Here is a 14,190-nt window from a genome sequence, read left to right on the forward strand (position 1 = left end):
AGTTATGCATTTTGAACAATTACTCGCCAAAGCGAGTGAACTAGGCTGCGACAAAACGAAAGTGATGCAGTTTCCAGAAAACTGGTGTCAGGGCCGTACAGCCTTTGGCGGGTTATCAGCCGCTTTGTTGTATCAAGCAATTCGTCAACATATTGATAGCTCTCGTCGTTTACTATCTTTAAGTACCAACTTTGTGGGGCCCTTAATTGCTGATACTGATTTTTCCATTGATGTTGAAGTATTACGCGAAGGTAAAAACAGCGCTCAAGTGCTTGCTAAAGTGGTTCAAAACGGCGCTGTCTGTGTTATTACTCAAGCCTGCTTTGGGGCACAGCGCCAATCAACTGTACGTGTTGATGTCACTAAAGTAATGCAACTTAAACCTGTTGATGAGCGTTTTACGCTACCTTATAAGGAAGGAGTAATGCCGGCATTTTTTCAACATGTAGCACTGTGCTTGCAAGATGGTCAAATGCCCTTTTCAGGTGCTGATACCTCTCATTTAGGTGGCTGGATGAAATTTAAACATACCCCGAAGCAAATGAGTGAAGCACATATTATTGCCCTAACAGATTCATGGCCACCAACGCTTTTGCAAATGTATAAGCAACCTGCGCCAGCAAGTAGCATGTCGTGGTATCTTGAGTTTGTTGAGGAACCTAACATTGCATCGGATGGATGGATAGGCTATGAAGCAATCACTCACCACAGTAAAGATGGTTATGGCCTTGAAGATGGCTGTATTTGGAGTGAAGACGGCAAATTAATCGCACTTAGTCGTCAAACTGTTGCGCTATTCGCGTAATTCCTCTGTTGATAGCTGCGCATACTCAGTGCCATCTAGGCGGATAATTGCTTGATATTCGCCTGATTCAATAATCTTACCTAAACCAAGGTTAAAGCTATCTTTAAGTGCTTTGTTAGAAAAGTACGCAGGTCTTGGCGCTTCTTTAAATATTGGGTGAACAACAAAAGGAAGTACTTTGCTAGATTGTTTATATTTTTCTAAATAAAAAAGAAATACTCGACGCTCTATTATTATAACATCTACCCAGCCTTTCATTAGATGGTCAATTTGTGCTTCTTGATTAACGACTTCGTCGTAGGAGGCCAAATTTTCTGAAACAGACTTAAATGGTTGCTCTATAAAATTTATTGCATTTTGAAATGCTAAAACACTCTTACCAGCAAGATCAAACACTGAATTAATAGCAAACTCGTTTGTTGCCAAGCTTATTGCCACATTCTGATACATTACAAGTGGCTCACTTTTATAAATGTCTGCTATAGCAGTCGGAGGAAAGTTCAGAACGATATCAACTTTACCCTGCAATAACTGCTGCTCGGCTCGTTTATTAGACATGTAGTGTATAGTAGGGTCAGCAATACCTTGTGCTTGTAACGCTGCTTTTAAAATTTCAATTTGAATACCGCTGTTTGATTGCTTGACTATATAAGGAGGTAAAAAAGAGCTTGCAGCCACAACAAGCTGCATTTCGTGGCTCTGCTCAGACACGCACTCGCCTTTAAAAGAAAACATAAATAACAAAAGTATTAATGTACGACTCACATTCCACCTTAAAGTTTTGGGCCGAAATATTTTCACTGACACTATGCTCAATACTAGTCCAGAACTTGAGTGCTTGCATTTGTATTTAGCGGTTAATTGGTGCAAAATTAACTAAGTTCTTGTTTAAGAGTACCAAAGTTTGCAAACAGCATGTCCTAGTTGTGATCTTGTCATCGAGATACCGCACCTTAGTGCAAAACAAATGGCTGTATGCCCTCACTGCAATACTAAACTGTCGGTTTCAAAAGCCAATCAAGACAGTAGTGTTGTAGCGCTTAGCTTAAGTGCTATCTTCATGCTGCTTAGCAGTATGTTCTATCCATTTTTATCATTCAGTAGTAGCGGCATAACCCAAACGATTACCCTTCCTGATGCGGCTCGCATTTTATTTAACTACGACAATGACTTTTTAGGCCTCTTTATTGATACAAGTATCATCGGGCTGCCTATGTTACTTTTAGTTTTGATCATTCCCTTACACTTAGGTTTACTTAAAGCTTTACCTTATGAATGGGGAAAACGCTTGTTAAAGGTCACCTTTGCACTTGAACCTTGGATAATGTCAGAGATATTTTTGATAGGTGTTATGGTCAGCATGGTGAAGATCATGTCCATGGCAGATATCACATTTGGCGTTAGTTTCTGGTCTTATGTTGCCTTTGTTGTCTGCTACGTAGCCGCAACAACGCGCTTAAACAAACAACGTTTATGGCAACAACTAAGAGAACCTATTTATATAGAGCAAACGCTACCCAATACAAGAGCAATTGATCAAGGCCTTAAAGCCTGCCATGTATGTGGTCAATTATGTAATACAGAGGTGTGTTCACGCTGTGAAACTAAAACCTTTAGCCGCAATCCCAATAGCATTCAAAAAGCGGCTGCTTGGTTAATTACGTCGGTTGCGTGTTATATCCCTGCTAATGTCTACCCTATCATGTACACAACCAGCCTTGGTGACGAAACGCCATCAACTTTAATCGGTGGTGTTATGATTTTATGGGCGAGTGGCTCATACCCCATTGCTATGATTATCTTTCTAGCAAGCGTTGTGGTGCCTTTGGCAAAAGCACTGGTACTGAGCTTTCTATGCTTTATGGTTACACGTCCTGCTAATAGGCAAACCAAAAGTTACACACGAGTTTATCAATTAACTGAATTTATAGGTAAATGGTCAATGATTGATGTCTTTGTGGTAGCAATTTTAGTAGCCTTGGTGCAACTGGGGAATTTGATGTCTGTGACACCTGGAATAGGTACCGTCTTTTTTACAACTATGGTTATTTGCCAAATGCTTGCAGCCCATGCATTTGATCCTAGATTATTATGGGATAGCCCTGCTAATTTAAAAACCGCTAAACAAGAGAACTTGGCATGAGCGAAACAGCTAAAATAAAAACAGCGCCAAATATTTCCGCTATTTGGATTATTCCATTAGTGGCATTACTGATAGGTGCCTGGATGCTATATCAATATCAGGCAAATCAAGGCACCACAATTTTTATAAGAATGCCTCACGCTGAAGGGATTGTCGCTGGCAAAACAGAAATTAAAGTTCGAAGTGTAAAAATAGGTCAAGTTGACCATGTCAGACTATCTGACAAACAAAATAGCGTCATTGCACGTGCCCAGATAGATAAACATTATGAAGACTTACTCACCGATGATGCAAAAATATGGGTGGTAAAGCCACGAATTGATGACACAGGTATCAGTGGCATGAGCACGCTATTATCGGGCGTATATTTAGAGTTTTCGCCTGGTGAAAGCAAAAAGCTGGCGGATAAGTTTAAGCTTCAAGATGAACCTGCTTTGATTGCAAATGACGTTAAAGGAGGGCGTTTTACCTTATTGAGTTATAACGCTGAAGTGCTAGACGTTAGTACAGGAATATACTTTAAAGACTACAAAATAGGCCAAATAGAAACCGCGACTTTCGATTGGAAAAACCAGGCAATGAAGTATGGTATTTTTATTAATGAGCCCTATCAAAACTTAATCACATTGAATTCTATTTTTTGGGTTAACTCTGGTATTGAAATTGACCTCTCTGCGGATGGTATTAATGTCAATACGGGTTCATTAAGCAAACTTCTAAAAGGCGGAATATCTGTAGGTATACCAGAGCAACAAACACCGGGCGAAATTGCAACTAATGGCCATAGCTTCTCATTAAGTAACAGTTATAAAGCAGCCCTTGAAGAACGTTTTTATGACTTTGACTATTATTTGATTGAATTTGAGCAATCGATTAGAGGCTTAAGAGCGGGTGCCCCCGTTGAGTACAGAGGAATGAGAATTGGAACCGTGGTTGAAGCACCAGCAAGCGTTATTATCAATGGGAAACCTGCACACTTTAGAACAGATAACACCGCTGTTCCTGCGCTTATCAAGGTTGAATATGGTCGCTTATATCACGACAGTACAGCAGCACGTGAGTTTTGGCATTCAAGTTTAGATGGCTGGGTAAAAAGTGGCCTTAGAGCCTCTTTAAAACCAGGTAACCTTTTAACAGGTGCAGTTTATGTCGACTTAGATATTTACAATAACGCCGAGCCGGCCAGTTTATCAAAAGTTGCTGAATATACTGTATTCCCAAGTATATCCAGCGGTATTACGGTTATTGCCGATCAAGTTTCAGATGTTTTAAATAAAGTAAATAATTTAAAAATAGAAGACAGCTTAGCGCAAATGCAAACCACATTCTCAGAATATCAAGCACTTGCACATGACATGCGTGATTTGCTCAATAAGCAAGATACGCAAGACTTACCGGGTGATATTAATAGAAACTTTGCAGAAATGACCAAAAGTATGCAGCAGTTTGATAAGACCATGAAACAGTTCGAAAAAACCATGGCAAGCTATCAACAAGGGTCAGCGTTTCACCAACAATTGCAGACTACTCTTTCTGAGTTTAAACGCTTAAGTGAAGAGCTACAGCCCCTAACGCGTGGCCTAAATCAGCAACCAAATATGTTGATTTTCGATAAAGACCTTCCTGCTGATCCGACACCAAGGAAACAATAATGAACTATAAACTAACTGCTTTTGTAAGCTCGCTATTCGTACTATCTGCATGTAGTCAAACGTCATTTTCAACAATGCAGTATTACCAATTCTCGCAGCCTATAACTGCGATGAAACGTTTAAGTGACGAAACCCAAGCTCAACTAAGAGTTAATACGGTACAGCTACGAGGTTCATTAAATAACCGTGGTATTGCGATGGTACTCGATAATAACCGCATAAATGCAGCTAATTATCACCTTTGGAATGAGTCACCGGATTTAATGCTTACGGCAAGTGCGCATCAAACTCTCTATACAAAGCTAGAAAACTGGATGGTAATTAAAGGCTTACCTGTCATTACAGATATAGACCAGCAAACTTATTATGAATTAGAGTACGAGCTACACCACTTTAATGGTGATCAAAATGGTAATGCGAATATAGCTGGGTTATGGCGCTTATATTACACAACACCTGAGTCGGGTAGACAGCTAAAAGCAATAAACTACTTTAACGAAATTACGCCTCTTGACGAAGATGGTTATGAAGGTCTTGTTATAACGTTAGAATCAACATGGCTTGAAATTAATCAAGAAGTCGGTGCAGAGTTATCAAAACTTACTCTTTAAAAGAACTTTCAGAGGTTGGTGATCATCGTTGATAATAAGGTCACCAATATCTTCAAACCCTAATTTCATTAGCACTTTTTGCGATGCTACATTTTGTAATGATGTCATAGCAGCTAACAAGTCAATATTTCTCACGTACTCTTTTGCAAACAATAAAGATGCCGCTTTTGTTGTAATTCCCCGCCCCTCATACTCAGCTAAAAGGGCAAAACCTAAATCAGGAATTGCCAATGCATCTCTTTGAAAAAGCCCAATCATTCCAACGGGTGTTTCGTCAGCGAGGCAAACGATATAACAGCCCAAGCCATTTTGCTGGTGGCTATTGATAAAAGTTTGTTGTATGTAATGCTGAGCTTGAGCATGCGTTTTGATACCTTTATCGCCGATATGCTTTAAAAACGATGTCTGATTTAATAATTTTAGAATAAAGCTATCATCACTTGGGTACCCAGCACGTAAAAAAATATCGCTCATAACACGTTCCTAAAATACTTTACTAACGACATTTGAGGTAAAATTGAGACAATCAAGGACACGTTCCTTTTGAACGTCAGAAAGATCATCAAGGTTAAAATACCCATAGTCAGTGTGCTCGTCGCTTAGGGTTATTTTTGCATGTTCAGGCAAAAAAGCTCTAAATATAAATGCATGCGAATTAAACGCTGTGTGGTAATAAACACCACTTAAGTAGGCAATCTGTACATCACAATCTAGTTCTTCATGGCATTCACGTATGAGTGCTTGATGAATGGTTTCGCCCTTATCTAAAGCGCCACCAGGTAGCCCCCAGCTTTTTTGTCCGTAATTAGCTTTCAGCAATAACACCTGACCTTGTGAATTAGTGATTACCGCATGACTACTTAATCTGTATGTATCTGAAAAAGCCATAAAACCCCCGTTAAACTAATCGATAGCCTAACATAAATACTGCAATTAAATTAATTTGGATAAGATAAAAATTCTTATTGACTAAATTAAGATTCAGGATTATTTTTCGTGCGATGTTTTGGGCAAAACAAAAGCAGTATACCCTCTATACTGTCTGGCGCCAGCCAACGCAGGCACTTTCCCTTATGGGTCCATAAAAGTGTGTTCGCGTAAAGCAGTTACTTGAGTCGAAAGACTTTTGATTTCTGTAAGCAATCTCGCATTGCTTAACTGTGTGAAAAATATAATGCAAGAACCTTCTGCGTTAAGTTTACTACCTCCTGTATTAGTGGTGGTTTTGGCCGTATTTTTACGCCGCCCTATATTATCTTTACTTATTGGTGCTTTGTTTGGTTTAGCCATGCTAGGCCCTACTGCTGTATTGTCTAATTTTGCTGATATCTCATTAAAAGTAATGCAAGACGAAACCATTGCTTGGCTTATATTAGTGTGTGGTTGTTTCGGTGCTCTCATCGCTTTATTAGTGCGCACAGGCGGCGCAAGTGCATTTGCTGAGTTAGCATTAAAATTTGCTAAAGGACAACGTTCATCACTCGTTATGACATTTGTGTTAGGCGTCATTATTTTTATAGACGATTACCTTAATGCGTTAACGGTTGGTGAAACAATGAAACGTATTACCGATAAATTTAAAATCAGCCGTGAAATGCTTGCCTATGTGGTCGACTCAACTGCCGCGCCTATCTGTGTACTAGTCCCGCTATCAACGTGGGCAGTATTTTTTGGTGGTTTATTAGTTGATAACAATGTAGCACCTGAAGGCCAAGGCATTGCAGTGTATATTCAAGCAATTCCATACATGCTCTACGCGTGGTTTGCTGTACTCGTTGTATTACTTGTGAGCGTCAACATCATCCCAGCCTTTGGCCCGATGAAAAAAGCGCAGCTACGTGCCATGAATCATCAAATCGAGATATCAAACAGTCAATACACCGATATCCAGACAGCTGATGAATATGCAGTAAAAGCGGCCGAAGAGAACTTTGAGACTGCCGCAAGTAATGGCAAACTTTACAACTTTTTAGTGCCCATTATTTTGCTGGTGGCATTCACTGTCTACTTTGAGATTGATGTATTTAAAGGGCTGCTCGCAACTTTTGCCATTGTATTACCCTTTTATATGCTACAAAAGCTAATGACGTTGTCAGAGCTAGTAGAACGCATGCTCGATGGATTTAAAAGTATGATTCCGGCAATTGGCACTGTAGTCGCTGCATTTATTTTCAAGGATGTGTGTGACCAATTAATGCTACCACAATATGTTATTAATACACTAAGCCCCTACATGACGGCACAATACCTGCCTGCCGTGGTATTTTTAGCTATGGCAGTCCTTGCCTTTGCAACGGGTTCAAGCTGGGGTATTTTCGCGGTCACTATCCCTATAGTTATGCCTCTTGCCTATGCAATTGATGCGAATATTCCTTTAGTGATTGGCGCATTGCTGTCGGCTTCTTCTTTTGGCAGCCAAGCGTGCTTTTATTCTGATTCAACGGTACTGGCTGCACAAGGGTCCGGTTGCGATTTAGTGAGCCATGCTATTACTCAACTACCCTATACCATATTGGCAGCAACAGCTGCATTTATTGGTTTTTTACTTATTGCATAAGAACAAAAGCCCAAGCATATGCTTGGGCTTTGATTTATTGAAATATAAATCCTATTTTTGGAATTGAATTCCTTTGTAATAGGTTTCTAAGTTATCCACTTTAATCTGATTTTCCAGATCAGCGAATGGCTTATCCGCAAATTTACTGCCACGCAGTTGAATGTTCAAACGCGGTGCTTGAGCATTTAACATCGTTTTCTTATAGTAATCTTTAAGATCAGCTAAGGTTACTTTTTCAACCTCAGCAATCAGTTTCTCTTTAGAATCAAAGTTAAAGTTTTCGCGATACCAATCAGAAATTAAAGGGGCCATTTCATCGCCAAGATTTTTAGGCTGCTCTTTTAAAGAAACAAGGGTGGCGTTCTTAAGCTGCATAAAGGTGTCTTCTGTCATATTATCAAGCTCAACTGCATATTGCTTTTTAAATTCATCAAAGCGAGCTTGCATCTCTTTTGGACCTTTAACTGGCGTTTGGATATAAAGCCCAAGTGCTGAGTAATCTTCGATTGGGCGAGCAAGTGCACCAACCGCATAAGCAAGTTGTTCTTCAGTACGTAGTTTATCAAAAGCAACTGTTCTGAAGTGGTTTTGTAATACTTGAGCTTGTGCTTGCTGCTTATATCCTGGGGTCGGATGAACAACCATATCGATAACTGCAACGTCAGCGACAATAATATCTTTTTGTAACACAATGCGCTCACCTAGCTTAGGTAACCACGCTTTGCTGCGAGCAAACTTCGATACTTTGTGCGTCTTAGGCAAGATAGCTATCAATTTATTGGCAATCGAATTTACATCGTCTTGATTATAATTGCCGAAGGTAAATACACGTAGATCATTAGCTGCCAAGGTCGACTGCTTAATTGCAGTAAAATCAGCGAGCGTTAAAGCATTGGCTGCTGTAATGAGTGCCTCGGTGTCAAATTTACCACTGCGTGTTAATTTCGAGTATTCCCCAAACGCTTGATAGAAAGGAAACTGTTGCTGTTGGTTCAATAAATCGCGCTTATAGCGGTCAATTGCTTGTTCAAAGCCTTCTTTTGATACTTCTAGCTGTAAGTTTTCAAGTGCTTGTGCCAATAAAACGTCTTGTTTATCAGTAAAACCGCTTAATGATAAAACCAGACCATTACTAGGCTGTAACCCTAAACTCATACCTGCAACGGCTGCTTCTGTGCTTAATTTACTTTGCTGTAAGTTATAGATATCCGCCCAAACCGAGTAAAGAACTTTCGCCTTTGCATCAACCAGTGCGTCAGGTGTATTAATATAAACCTCAACAAGCCCTTTTGGCTGCTCTGCAAATTGTTGACTTGCTTGACGCCATACCTTCACTCCTTGTTCATCAAACACCAGCTCTGGATGAACCTGTTGCTTAAATTCAGCGGTTTTGATTGAAAAACTTTCAGGTAGCAAGCGGTTTACAGTCGGTAGAGCTAATTCATACTGACTCGGCTTTTTCCAACTGGCAATTTCCTCTTCACTGATATCTTCAATACGGTATTTGCCATCATAAAAATGCAGCTGTGAATCAGTCTCTTCTTGTTTTGATATGTACCAAATGCGAAGAGTATCTTCATTTAATTGCGACAGCACATTTTGCACAGCGTCAGCATCAAATTTTGCATAATAATAAGGCGCATTGATTGCATTATTTACAGGGAATTTCTGCATACTATCGGTTAAATTACTGACATAACCAAACTCGTCACCTTTTTCTAAAAATTGAAATTCATTATTTAAAGACGTTCGAATTTCATTGAAGTATTTACTATCAACACCCTGCTCTTTGATTAATGCAATGTACTGCATGATAGTCGCAACTATTTCTTCACGGTTTTGCATGCCAGAATCGGTCAACTCAATATTAACTTTAAGGCTGCCATAGTTGCCATATTGAGTCGGCGCATCGCTTGCAGATAAATGCGAAACCCAGCCTTTATCTCTAAGGATTTGTGCAGGGCTGCCTTGCATTTCATTACTAAGTAAATAAGACACAAAGCGATTAGGTTTAACAGCGAACTCAGCGCTGTTGTCTTTGATTGTAAACTCCAACTCTAATTGCTTAACATCTTCATTCGGAGAGTAATAAACACGTTTACCACCTGCTTTACTAAAGTCGAGCTTATCAGTCACAGTTGGCTTTTCTATCTGCTTATTTTCAATGTCTGCAAAATACTGCTTCGCTTTTGCTTCCATTTCAGCTAGCGGACGATTTGAAATCATCGCTACTTTCATGATGTTAGACGAGTAATACTTGTTATAAAAAGCCACAGTTTCTTTATGAAGGTTACTGCCCTCTTTATCGCCTAATGTTTCCAAGTTACCAATTAAGAATCGGTTTGCTGGATGCTCCCCCATCATTTGTCGAGCAAGCTTAAACTGACCAAAAAAGTCCATTTCGCGACGCATAGACCATTCTGCATTTACGGCATTTTTTTCTTTATCAGTGTACTCAGGATAAAGCTTGGGCGATTTAAAGAAATCAGCAAAACGATCAAGCGCTTCGTCGTATGCGTCGTTGTTAACTTTAAACATGTAATTGGTAATATCTAACCAAGTATAGGCGTTATGTGCACCACCATTTTTAGTCATAAAATCACTATAGCCCTTGGTATCAGGGTATCTTTCTGTGCCAAGGAATAACATATGCTCTAAATAGTGAGCCATCCCCTGTTGACTCATAGGGTCGTGCAACAAACCAACCCCAACACTCAATGCAGCAGCTGATTTTTCGGCACTTGGGTCCGAGATTAAAATCACATCAATTTCATTGGCTAACTTGAGGGTTTTATATTCGCGAGTGTCATTAGGACTAACAATAAGCGATTCAGGAATTAGGTTTGGGTTAGTAATTTGATTTGGTGCTGAACTACACCCTGCTAAGACGGCAAATGCAATAGCACTCAAGCCCATTATTTTTTTCATTATTTCGTATCCATTAGAAATTGACTGTGTTTTTATTTATCATGTGCTCATATAGGCCGCAATTCAATGCTTATTAGGGTATAGACTCTAAAACTTTGTAACACATTGTGAAAAATAAGTACTTACGGCTCGAATATCAACCGAATAACTATAACAAAGGATGAGCTATGGAAAAGTGGCTAATTGCGGCAATGTTCACTCAGGTATTACTTACATTCTCTATCATGGTGATTATGGGAAGGCGCCGTTTCACAGCGGCAAGAAATAAAGTCATAAAAATGCAAGACTTTTTAACAATGGAACTAGATAAGGCTGGTTCTGAGGTTAGAGTCGCAGATCGAAACTTTATAAACCAGTTTGAAATGCCGATTTTGTTTTTCATTGCCTGTTTAACGGCTTTACAGGTTAACGCAGCTGGGTTTGTATTTGTAATTCTTGCATGGGTTTATGTTGGACTAAGGTTATTACACAGTGTAATTCACTTAACAACAAACACACTAAAGCTACGTTATTATAGCTTTGTAATCAGTAGTTTCATCATGCTTATCATGTGGTTAATGATTTTAATAAGAATTTTCTAAGGCGCAAATTGCGCCTTACATTATTTTTCAAGGTATGAACCTTCTACTGTATAAATTTTCTACGGTAGAAAACGCTGGCAGCCAAAATCAACATCAACCAAGCCATTGAGCCACTGCTTGAACCAGAATCTCCACCCTTGTCATCATCGTCTATTAATGTATTTTCTACTGGTGACAAACCTGCTGATGAATCAGGATTTTCATCAATAACCACAACACTGTTAATAGTCACTAAATTTTCACCATTAAAGCCAGCGGTTGTTTCTGGGCATTGATCTTCGTTTAAACCAACTACGGGGATTTCGCCACAATGTACAAGATCAGTGATTTTAGTCAGCACCTCAAAGCTTTCTTGTGTGATCTCACCAAATACTGTAAAGCCACCGTTTTGAACGTCTAAATTAGCGCTATTATCTTTTAAGTTGAAAAACCATTGGCTTGTGGCACTATTTGCATTACCACTTTGTTTAGCCATAGCAATGGTTCCTTTAACATTAGATAGGACTGGTTCATTCACAATGGCTGCTTTCTTTTCTATTGCTGTAAAATCTGTATCGAATGTGAAACCACCGCCTTGCACTACAAAATCGTCCACAGAACGATGAATAAGACTTCCATTATATGAGCCATCTGACACATATTCTAAAAAGTTTGCAACGGTCACTGGGGTATGTTGATCATAGAGATTGACTGTAACCGTGCCTTGATTCGTTTGCATTTCTACGATGGTTGCATTCGCTTGAAAACCAATTACGAGTAATGCAGACGCTAACAAATTTTTTTTCATTGTCTCTTCCTGATAGTTTTTATTTTGAGATGAAGAGGTTAAATAAAAACTAACTGCTATTGAATAGAGGGAAAAGTTGTTACACAAAACAAATCAAGTTGATTACATATTAATTACACTTGTTCACACTGTATATTCATTAATGTTATAAAAACTTGATAAATTAAAGCCAAATCATCTTATCAAATTAGCTGAGTTTGTTAGTATTCACACGACAACAATGAACACATAGGAATTAACCATGGCGAATAAAGAAAGCGCTATTTGCGATTTTGGCTTACACCAAGGTGAGCCTTACAGTAAATTACCGGCCAGTTTTTTAAACTGGATGGTAGGTAATAATCATCAAAAATCACACTATGCTGAGCAAGAGCTTCAACGGCGTCAATTAGCCGCGACAGGTGAGTTAAATTTTGAAAATGACAATAAAAATTATTAAAAGTCATTTAATTTAAACCTAAGTCGTTTAAACTAAGCGCATAATTAACCTACTGCTTTAATATGGCAAACAATTATGCGTTTTATTATTTTATCGTCGCTGCTGTTTTCACTAACCGCTTGCAGCACCTTCCAAGAAAAAGATACCAATTCTCAGTACTTTACTCTTCTACATACTAATGATAATCACGGTCGTTTTTGGCATAACGAACAAGGTGAGTATGGTATGGCAGCCCGTAAAACACTGATAGACCAGCTAAGAGCTGAAGCAAAAGCTCAAGGCCATGCTGTTTTATTGCTTTCGGGTGGTGACATCAACACAGGTATTCCAGAGTCTGATCTTCAACATGCAGAACCTGATTTCAAAGGTATGTCACTCATCGGCTATGATGCAATGGCAATTGGTAATCATGAGTTCGATAATCCGCTCTCTGTACTTGATCAGCAACAAAAGTGGTCAAACTTTCCGTTTTTATCTGCCAATATTATTGATAAAGAAACAGGCAAAGCGCGCCATCAAGGCTACAAAATATTTGACAAAAATGGACTTAAAATTGCGGTAATTGGTTTAACAACGACTGACACAGCAAAAATAGGAAACCCGCAGTACATTGGTGGCCTTGATTTTAAAGATCCAACCCAAGTAACAGCAAATTTAGCGCCTTCACTTAAAGCCCAATATCAGCCAGATATTACGATTGCTGTAACTCACATGGGCCATTATGTAGACGCTAACTTCGGTATCAATGCGCCTGGAGATGTAACGATGGCACGTAACCTGCCAAAGGGTACACTTGATATTATTGTTGGTGGTCATTCGCAAGAACCCGTTTGTATGTCAAGTGCGAACGTTGCCGATAAAAGCTTTGCGCCAGGTAAAGACTGTAAACCAGACCAACAAAATGGTACTTGGATTATGCAAGCTCATGAGTGGGGTAAGTATGTTGGTAAAGCGGAATTTAAATTAGAAAATGGGCAATTAACTCTACTAAATTATGAATTGATCCCTGTGAACTTGTATACCACAAATAAACAGGGCAATAAGCAGCTTGCTGGTGACTATATTGAACCAGACAAGGCAGTCCAAGACGTACTTGCGGTTTATCAGAAAAAAGGGGCTGCTCAGATAGCGGGCAAGATTGGCTCAGTCGATGCTAAACTTGAAGGCGACCGCAGCAAAGCACGCTACGAACAAGTTAATCTTGCTCGTGTAATTATCGCCGCTCAAATGCAATCTGTTGGAGCTGATTTTGGCTTGATCAGTGGCGGTGGTATTCGGGATAGCATTCAAGCAGGTGATGTTAGCTATAAAGATATTTTGAAAGTTCACCCTTTCAAAAACCGCATTACTTACATTGATATAACAGGAAAAGAACTGTTCGATTATCTGTCAGTTGTGACCTCATTCCCACCCGACTCAGGCGCTTATTTACAGTACCATAAACTTAGTTTTAGTAGGCAAGATGGGCAGCTCAACGATGTGAAAATTAATGGTAAGGCACTCGATATGGACAAAACTTATCGTATGAGTATCAATAGCTACAACGCATCAGGGGGCGATGGTTACCCAACATTGACGAATAGGCAGGGATTCGTAAGTACAGATGACACGGATGCCCAAGCATTGAAGCGCTTCTTCGAAGAAAATAGTCCTTTAACAGCGGCTGATTACGCACCTGAATAAGTAC

Annotated in this window: 13 protein-coding genes; 8 read left to right on the forward strand and 5 right to left on the reverse strand. The window is 39.4% G+C overall.

Annotated features, from left to right (window positions below):
• The first annotated feature begins 4 nt into the window (after window positions 1-4).
• A complete protein-coding gene (locus NYF15_RS02320; protein ID WP_371352657.1) occupies window positions 5-805 on the forward strand; it encodes a thioesterase family protein in 801 nt (266 codons plus the stop codon).
• Here NYF15_RS02320 and NYF15_RS02325 read toward each other — a convergent pair.
• Window positions 794-1,516, reverse strand: a complete 723-nt coding sequence (locus NYF15_RS02325; RefSeq protein ID WP_371352658.1) for a substrate-binding periplasmic protein — start codon at window positions 1,514-1,516, stop codon at window positions 794-796. The genes NYF15_RS02320 and NYF15_RS02325 overlap by 12 nt on opposite strands.
• Before the next feature lie 193 nt (window positions 1,517-1,709).
• On the opposite strand from NYF15_RS02325, the gene NYF15_RS02330 reads away from it, so the two are divergent.
• From NYF15_RS02330 to NYF15_RS02340, 3 genes are read left to right on the forward strand one after another with little or no spacing between them, the layout of a single operon-like run.
• Window positions 1,710-2,948: a PqiA/YebS family transporter subunit gene (locus NYF15_RS02330; RefSeq protein WP_130152073.1), complete on the forward strand. Its 1,239-nt coding sequence runs from the start codon at window positions 1,710-1,712 to the stop codon at window positions 2,946-2,948.
• Window positions 2,945-4,600 (forward strand): intermembrane transport protein PqiB, encoded by a 1,656-nt coding sequence (pqiB, locus tag NYF15_RS02335; RefSeq protein WP_130152074.1) that lies wholly within the window; start codon window positions 2,945-2,947, stop codon window positions 4,598-4,600. The genes NYF15_RS02330 and pqiB overlap by 4 nt, the downstream gene beginning before the upstream one ends.
• Window positions 4,600-5,211 carry a membrane integrity-associated transporter subunit PqiC gene (locus NYF15_RS02340; protein ID WP_371352659.1) on the forward strand — a complete coding sequence of 204 codons (612 nt, stop codon included), beginning with the start codon at window positions 4,600-4,602 and terminating at the stop codon, window positions 5,209-5,211. Before pqiB ends, NYF15_RS02340 begins: the two co-directional genes overlap by 1 nt.
• Here NYF15_RS02340 and NYF15_RS02345 read toward each other — a convergent pair.
• Together NYF15_RS02345 and NYF15_RS02350 are read right to left on the reverse strand one after the other, a co-directional pair.
• The gene (locus NYF15_RS02345; RefSeq protein WP_237118836.1) at window positions 5,194-5,685 is read right to left on the reverse strand and encodes a GNAT family N-acetyltransferase; all 492 of its coding nucleotides are present in this window, start codon (window positions 5,683-5,685) and stop codon (window positions 5,194-5,196) included. The two genes, NYF15_RS02340 and NYF15_RS02345, sit on opposite strands and share 18 nt — an antisense overlap.
• Window positions 5,686-5,694: 9 nt before the next feature.
• Window positions 5,695-6,099, reverse strand: coding sequence for an NUDIX hydrolase (locus NYF15_RS02350; protein ID WP_371352660.1), 405 nt, complete (start codon window positions 6,097-6,099; stop codon window positions 5,695-5,697).
• A gap of 286 nt (window positions 6,100-6,385) precedes the next feature.
• Here NYF15_RS02350 and NYF15_RS02355 point away from each other — a divergent pair, with 286 nt between their 5' ends.
• The gene (locus NYF15_RS02355) at window positions 6,386-7,768 is read left to right on the forward strand and encodes a Na+/H+ antiporter NhaC family protein (RefSeq protein WP_371352661.1); all 1,383 of its coding nucleotides are present in this window, start codon (window positions 6,386-6,388) and stop codon (window positions 7,766-7,768) included.
• 51 nt (window positions 7,769-7,819) lie between these two features.
• Here the strand turns inward: NYF15_RS02355 and NYF15_RS02360 are convergent, their stop codons facing one another.
• Window positions 7,820-10,696 carry an insulinase family protein gene (locus tag NYF15_RS02360; protein WP_371352662.1) on the reverse strand — a complete coding sequence of 959 codons (2,877 nt, stop codon included), beginning with the start codon at window positions 10,694-10,696 and terminating at the stop codon, window positions 7,820-7,822.
• Window positions 10,697-10,863: 167 nt separating this feature from the next.
• Here NYF15_RS02360 and NYF15_RS02365 point away from each other — a divergent pair, with 167 nt between their 5' ends.
• Window positions 10,864-11,277 (forward strand): MAPEG family protein, encoded by a 414-nt coding sequence (locus tag NYF15_RS02365; protein ID WP_130152080.1) that lies wholly within the window; start codon window positions 10,864-10,866, stop codon window positions 11,275-11,277.
• Between the two features lie 43 nt (window positions 11,278-11,320).
• Here NYF15_RS02365 and NYF15_RS02370 read toward each other — a convergent pair whose 3' ends face one another.
• A complete protein-coding gene (locus tag NYF15_RS02370; RefSeq protein ID WP_371352663.1) occupies window positions 11,321-12,064 on the reverse strand; it encodes a peptidylprolyl isomerase in 744 nt (247 codons plus the stop codon).
• Window positions 12,065-12,305: 241 nt separating this feature from the next.
• Between NYF15_RS02370 and NYF15_RS02375 the strand changes: the two genes are divergently transcribed.
• Window positions 12,306-12,503 carry a hypothetical protein gene (locus NYF15_RS02375; protein ID WP_130152082.1) on the forward strand — a complete coding sequence of 66 codons (198 nt, stop codon included), beginning with the start codon at window positions 12,306-12,308 and terminating at the stop codon, window positions 12,501-12,503.
• Between the two features lie 75 nt (window positions 12,504-12,578).
• A complete protein-coding gene (ushA, locus tag NYF15_RS02380; protein ID WP_371352664.1) occupies window positions 12,579-14,186 on the forward strand; it encodes a bifunctional UDP-sugar hydrolase/5'-nucleotidase UshA in 1,608 nt (535 codons plus the stop codon).
• Window positions 14,187-14,190: the final 4 nt, after the last annotated feature.

This window comes from Pseudoalteromonas sp. 68 DY56-GL68 (assembly GCF_041414825.1).
Classification (GTDB): Bacteria; Pseudomonadota; Gammaproteobacteria; order Enterobacterales; family Alteromonadaceae; genus Pseudoalteromonas.

What these genes read in the sequence shown, in the direction of transcription:
- NYF15_RS02320 (WP_371352657.1), top strand. Translation starts at nt 5, where the DNA reads ATGCATTTTGAACAATTACTCGCCAAAGCGAGTGAACTAGGCTGCGAC.
- pqiB (WP_130152074.1), top strand. Translation starts at nt 2,945, where the DNA reads ATGAGCGAAACAGCTAAAATAAAAACAGCGCCAAATATTTCCGCTATT.
- NYF15_RS02340 (WP_371352659.1), top strand. Translation starts at nt 4,600, where the DNA reads ATGAACTATAAACTAACTGCTTTTGTAAGCTCGCTATTCGTACTATCT.
- NYF15_RS02345 (WP_237118836.1), bottom strand. Translation starts at nt 5,685, where the DNA reads ATGAGCGATATTTTTTTACGTGCTGGGTACCCAAGTGATGATAGCTTT.
- NYF15_RS02350 (WP_371352660.1), bottom strand. Translation starts at nt 6,099, where the DNA reads ATGGCTTTTTCAGATACATACAGATTAAGTAGTCATGCGGTAATCACT.
- NYF15_RS02355 (WP_371352661.1), top strand. Translation starts at nt 6,386, where the DNA reads ATGCAAGAACCTTCTGCGTTAAGTTTACTACCTCCTGTATTAGTGGTG.
- NYF15_RS02360 (WP_371352662.1), bottom strand. Translation starts at nt 10,696, where the DNA reads ATGAAAAAAATAATGGGCTTGAGTGCTATTGCATTTGCCGTCTTAGCA.
- NYF15_RS02365 (WP_130152080.1), top strand. Translation starts at nt 10,864, where the DNA reads ATGGAAAAGTGGCTAATTGCGGCAATGTTCACTCAGGTATTACTTACA.
- NYF15_RS02370 (WP_371352663.1), bottom strand. Translation starts at nt 12,064, where the DNA reads ATGAAAAAAAATTTGTTAGCGTCTGCATTACTCGTAATTGGTTTTCAA.
- NYF15_RS02375 (WP_130152082.1), top strand. Translation starts at nt 12,306, where the DNA reads ATGGCGAATAAAGAAAGCGCTATTTGCGATTTTGGCTTACACCAAGGT.
- ushA (WP_371352664.1), top strand. Translation starts at nt 12,579, where the DNA reads ATGCGTTTTATTATTTTATCGTCGCTGCTGTTTTCACTAACCGCTTGC.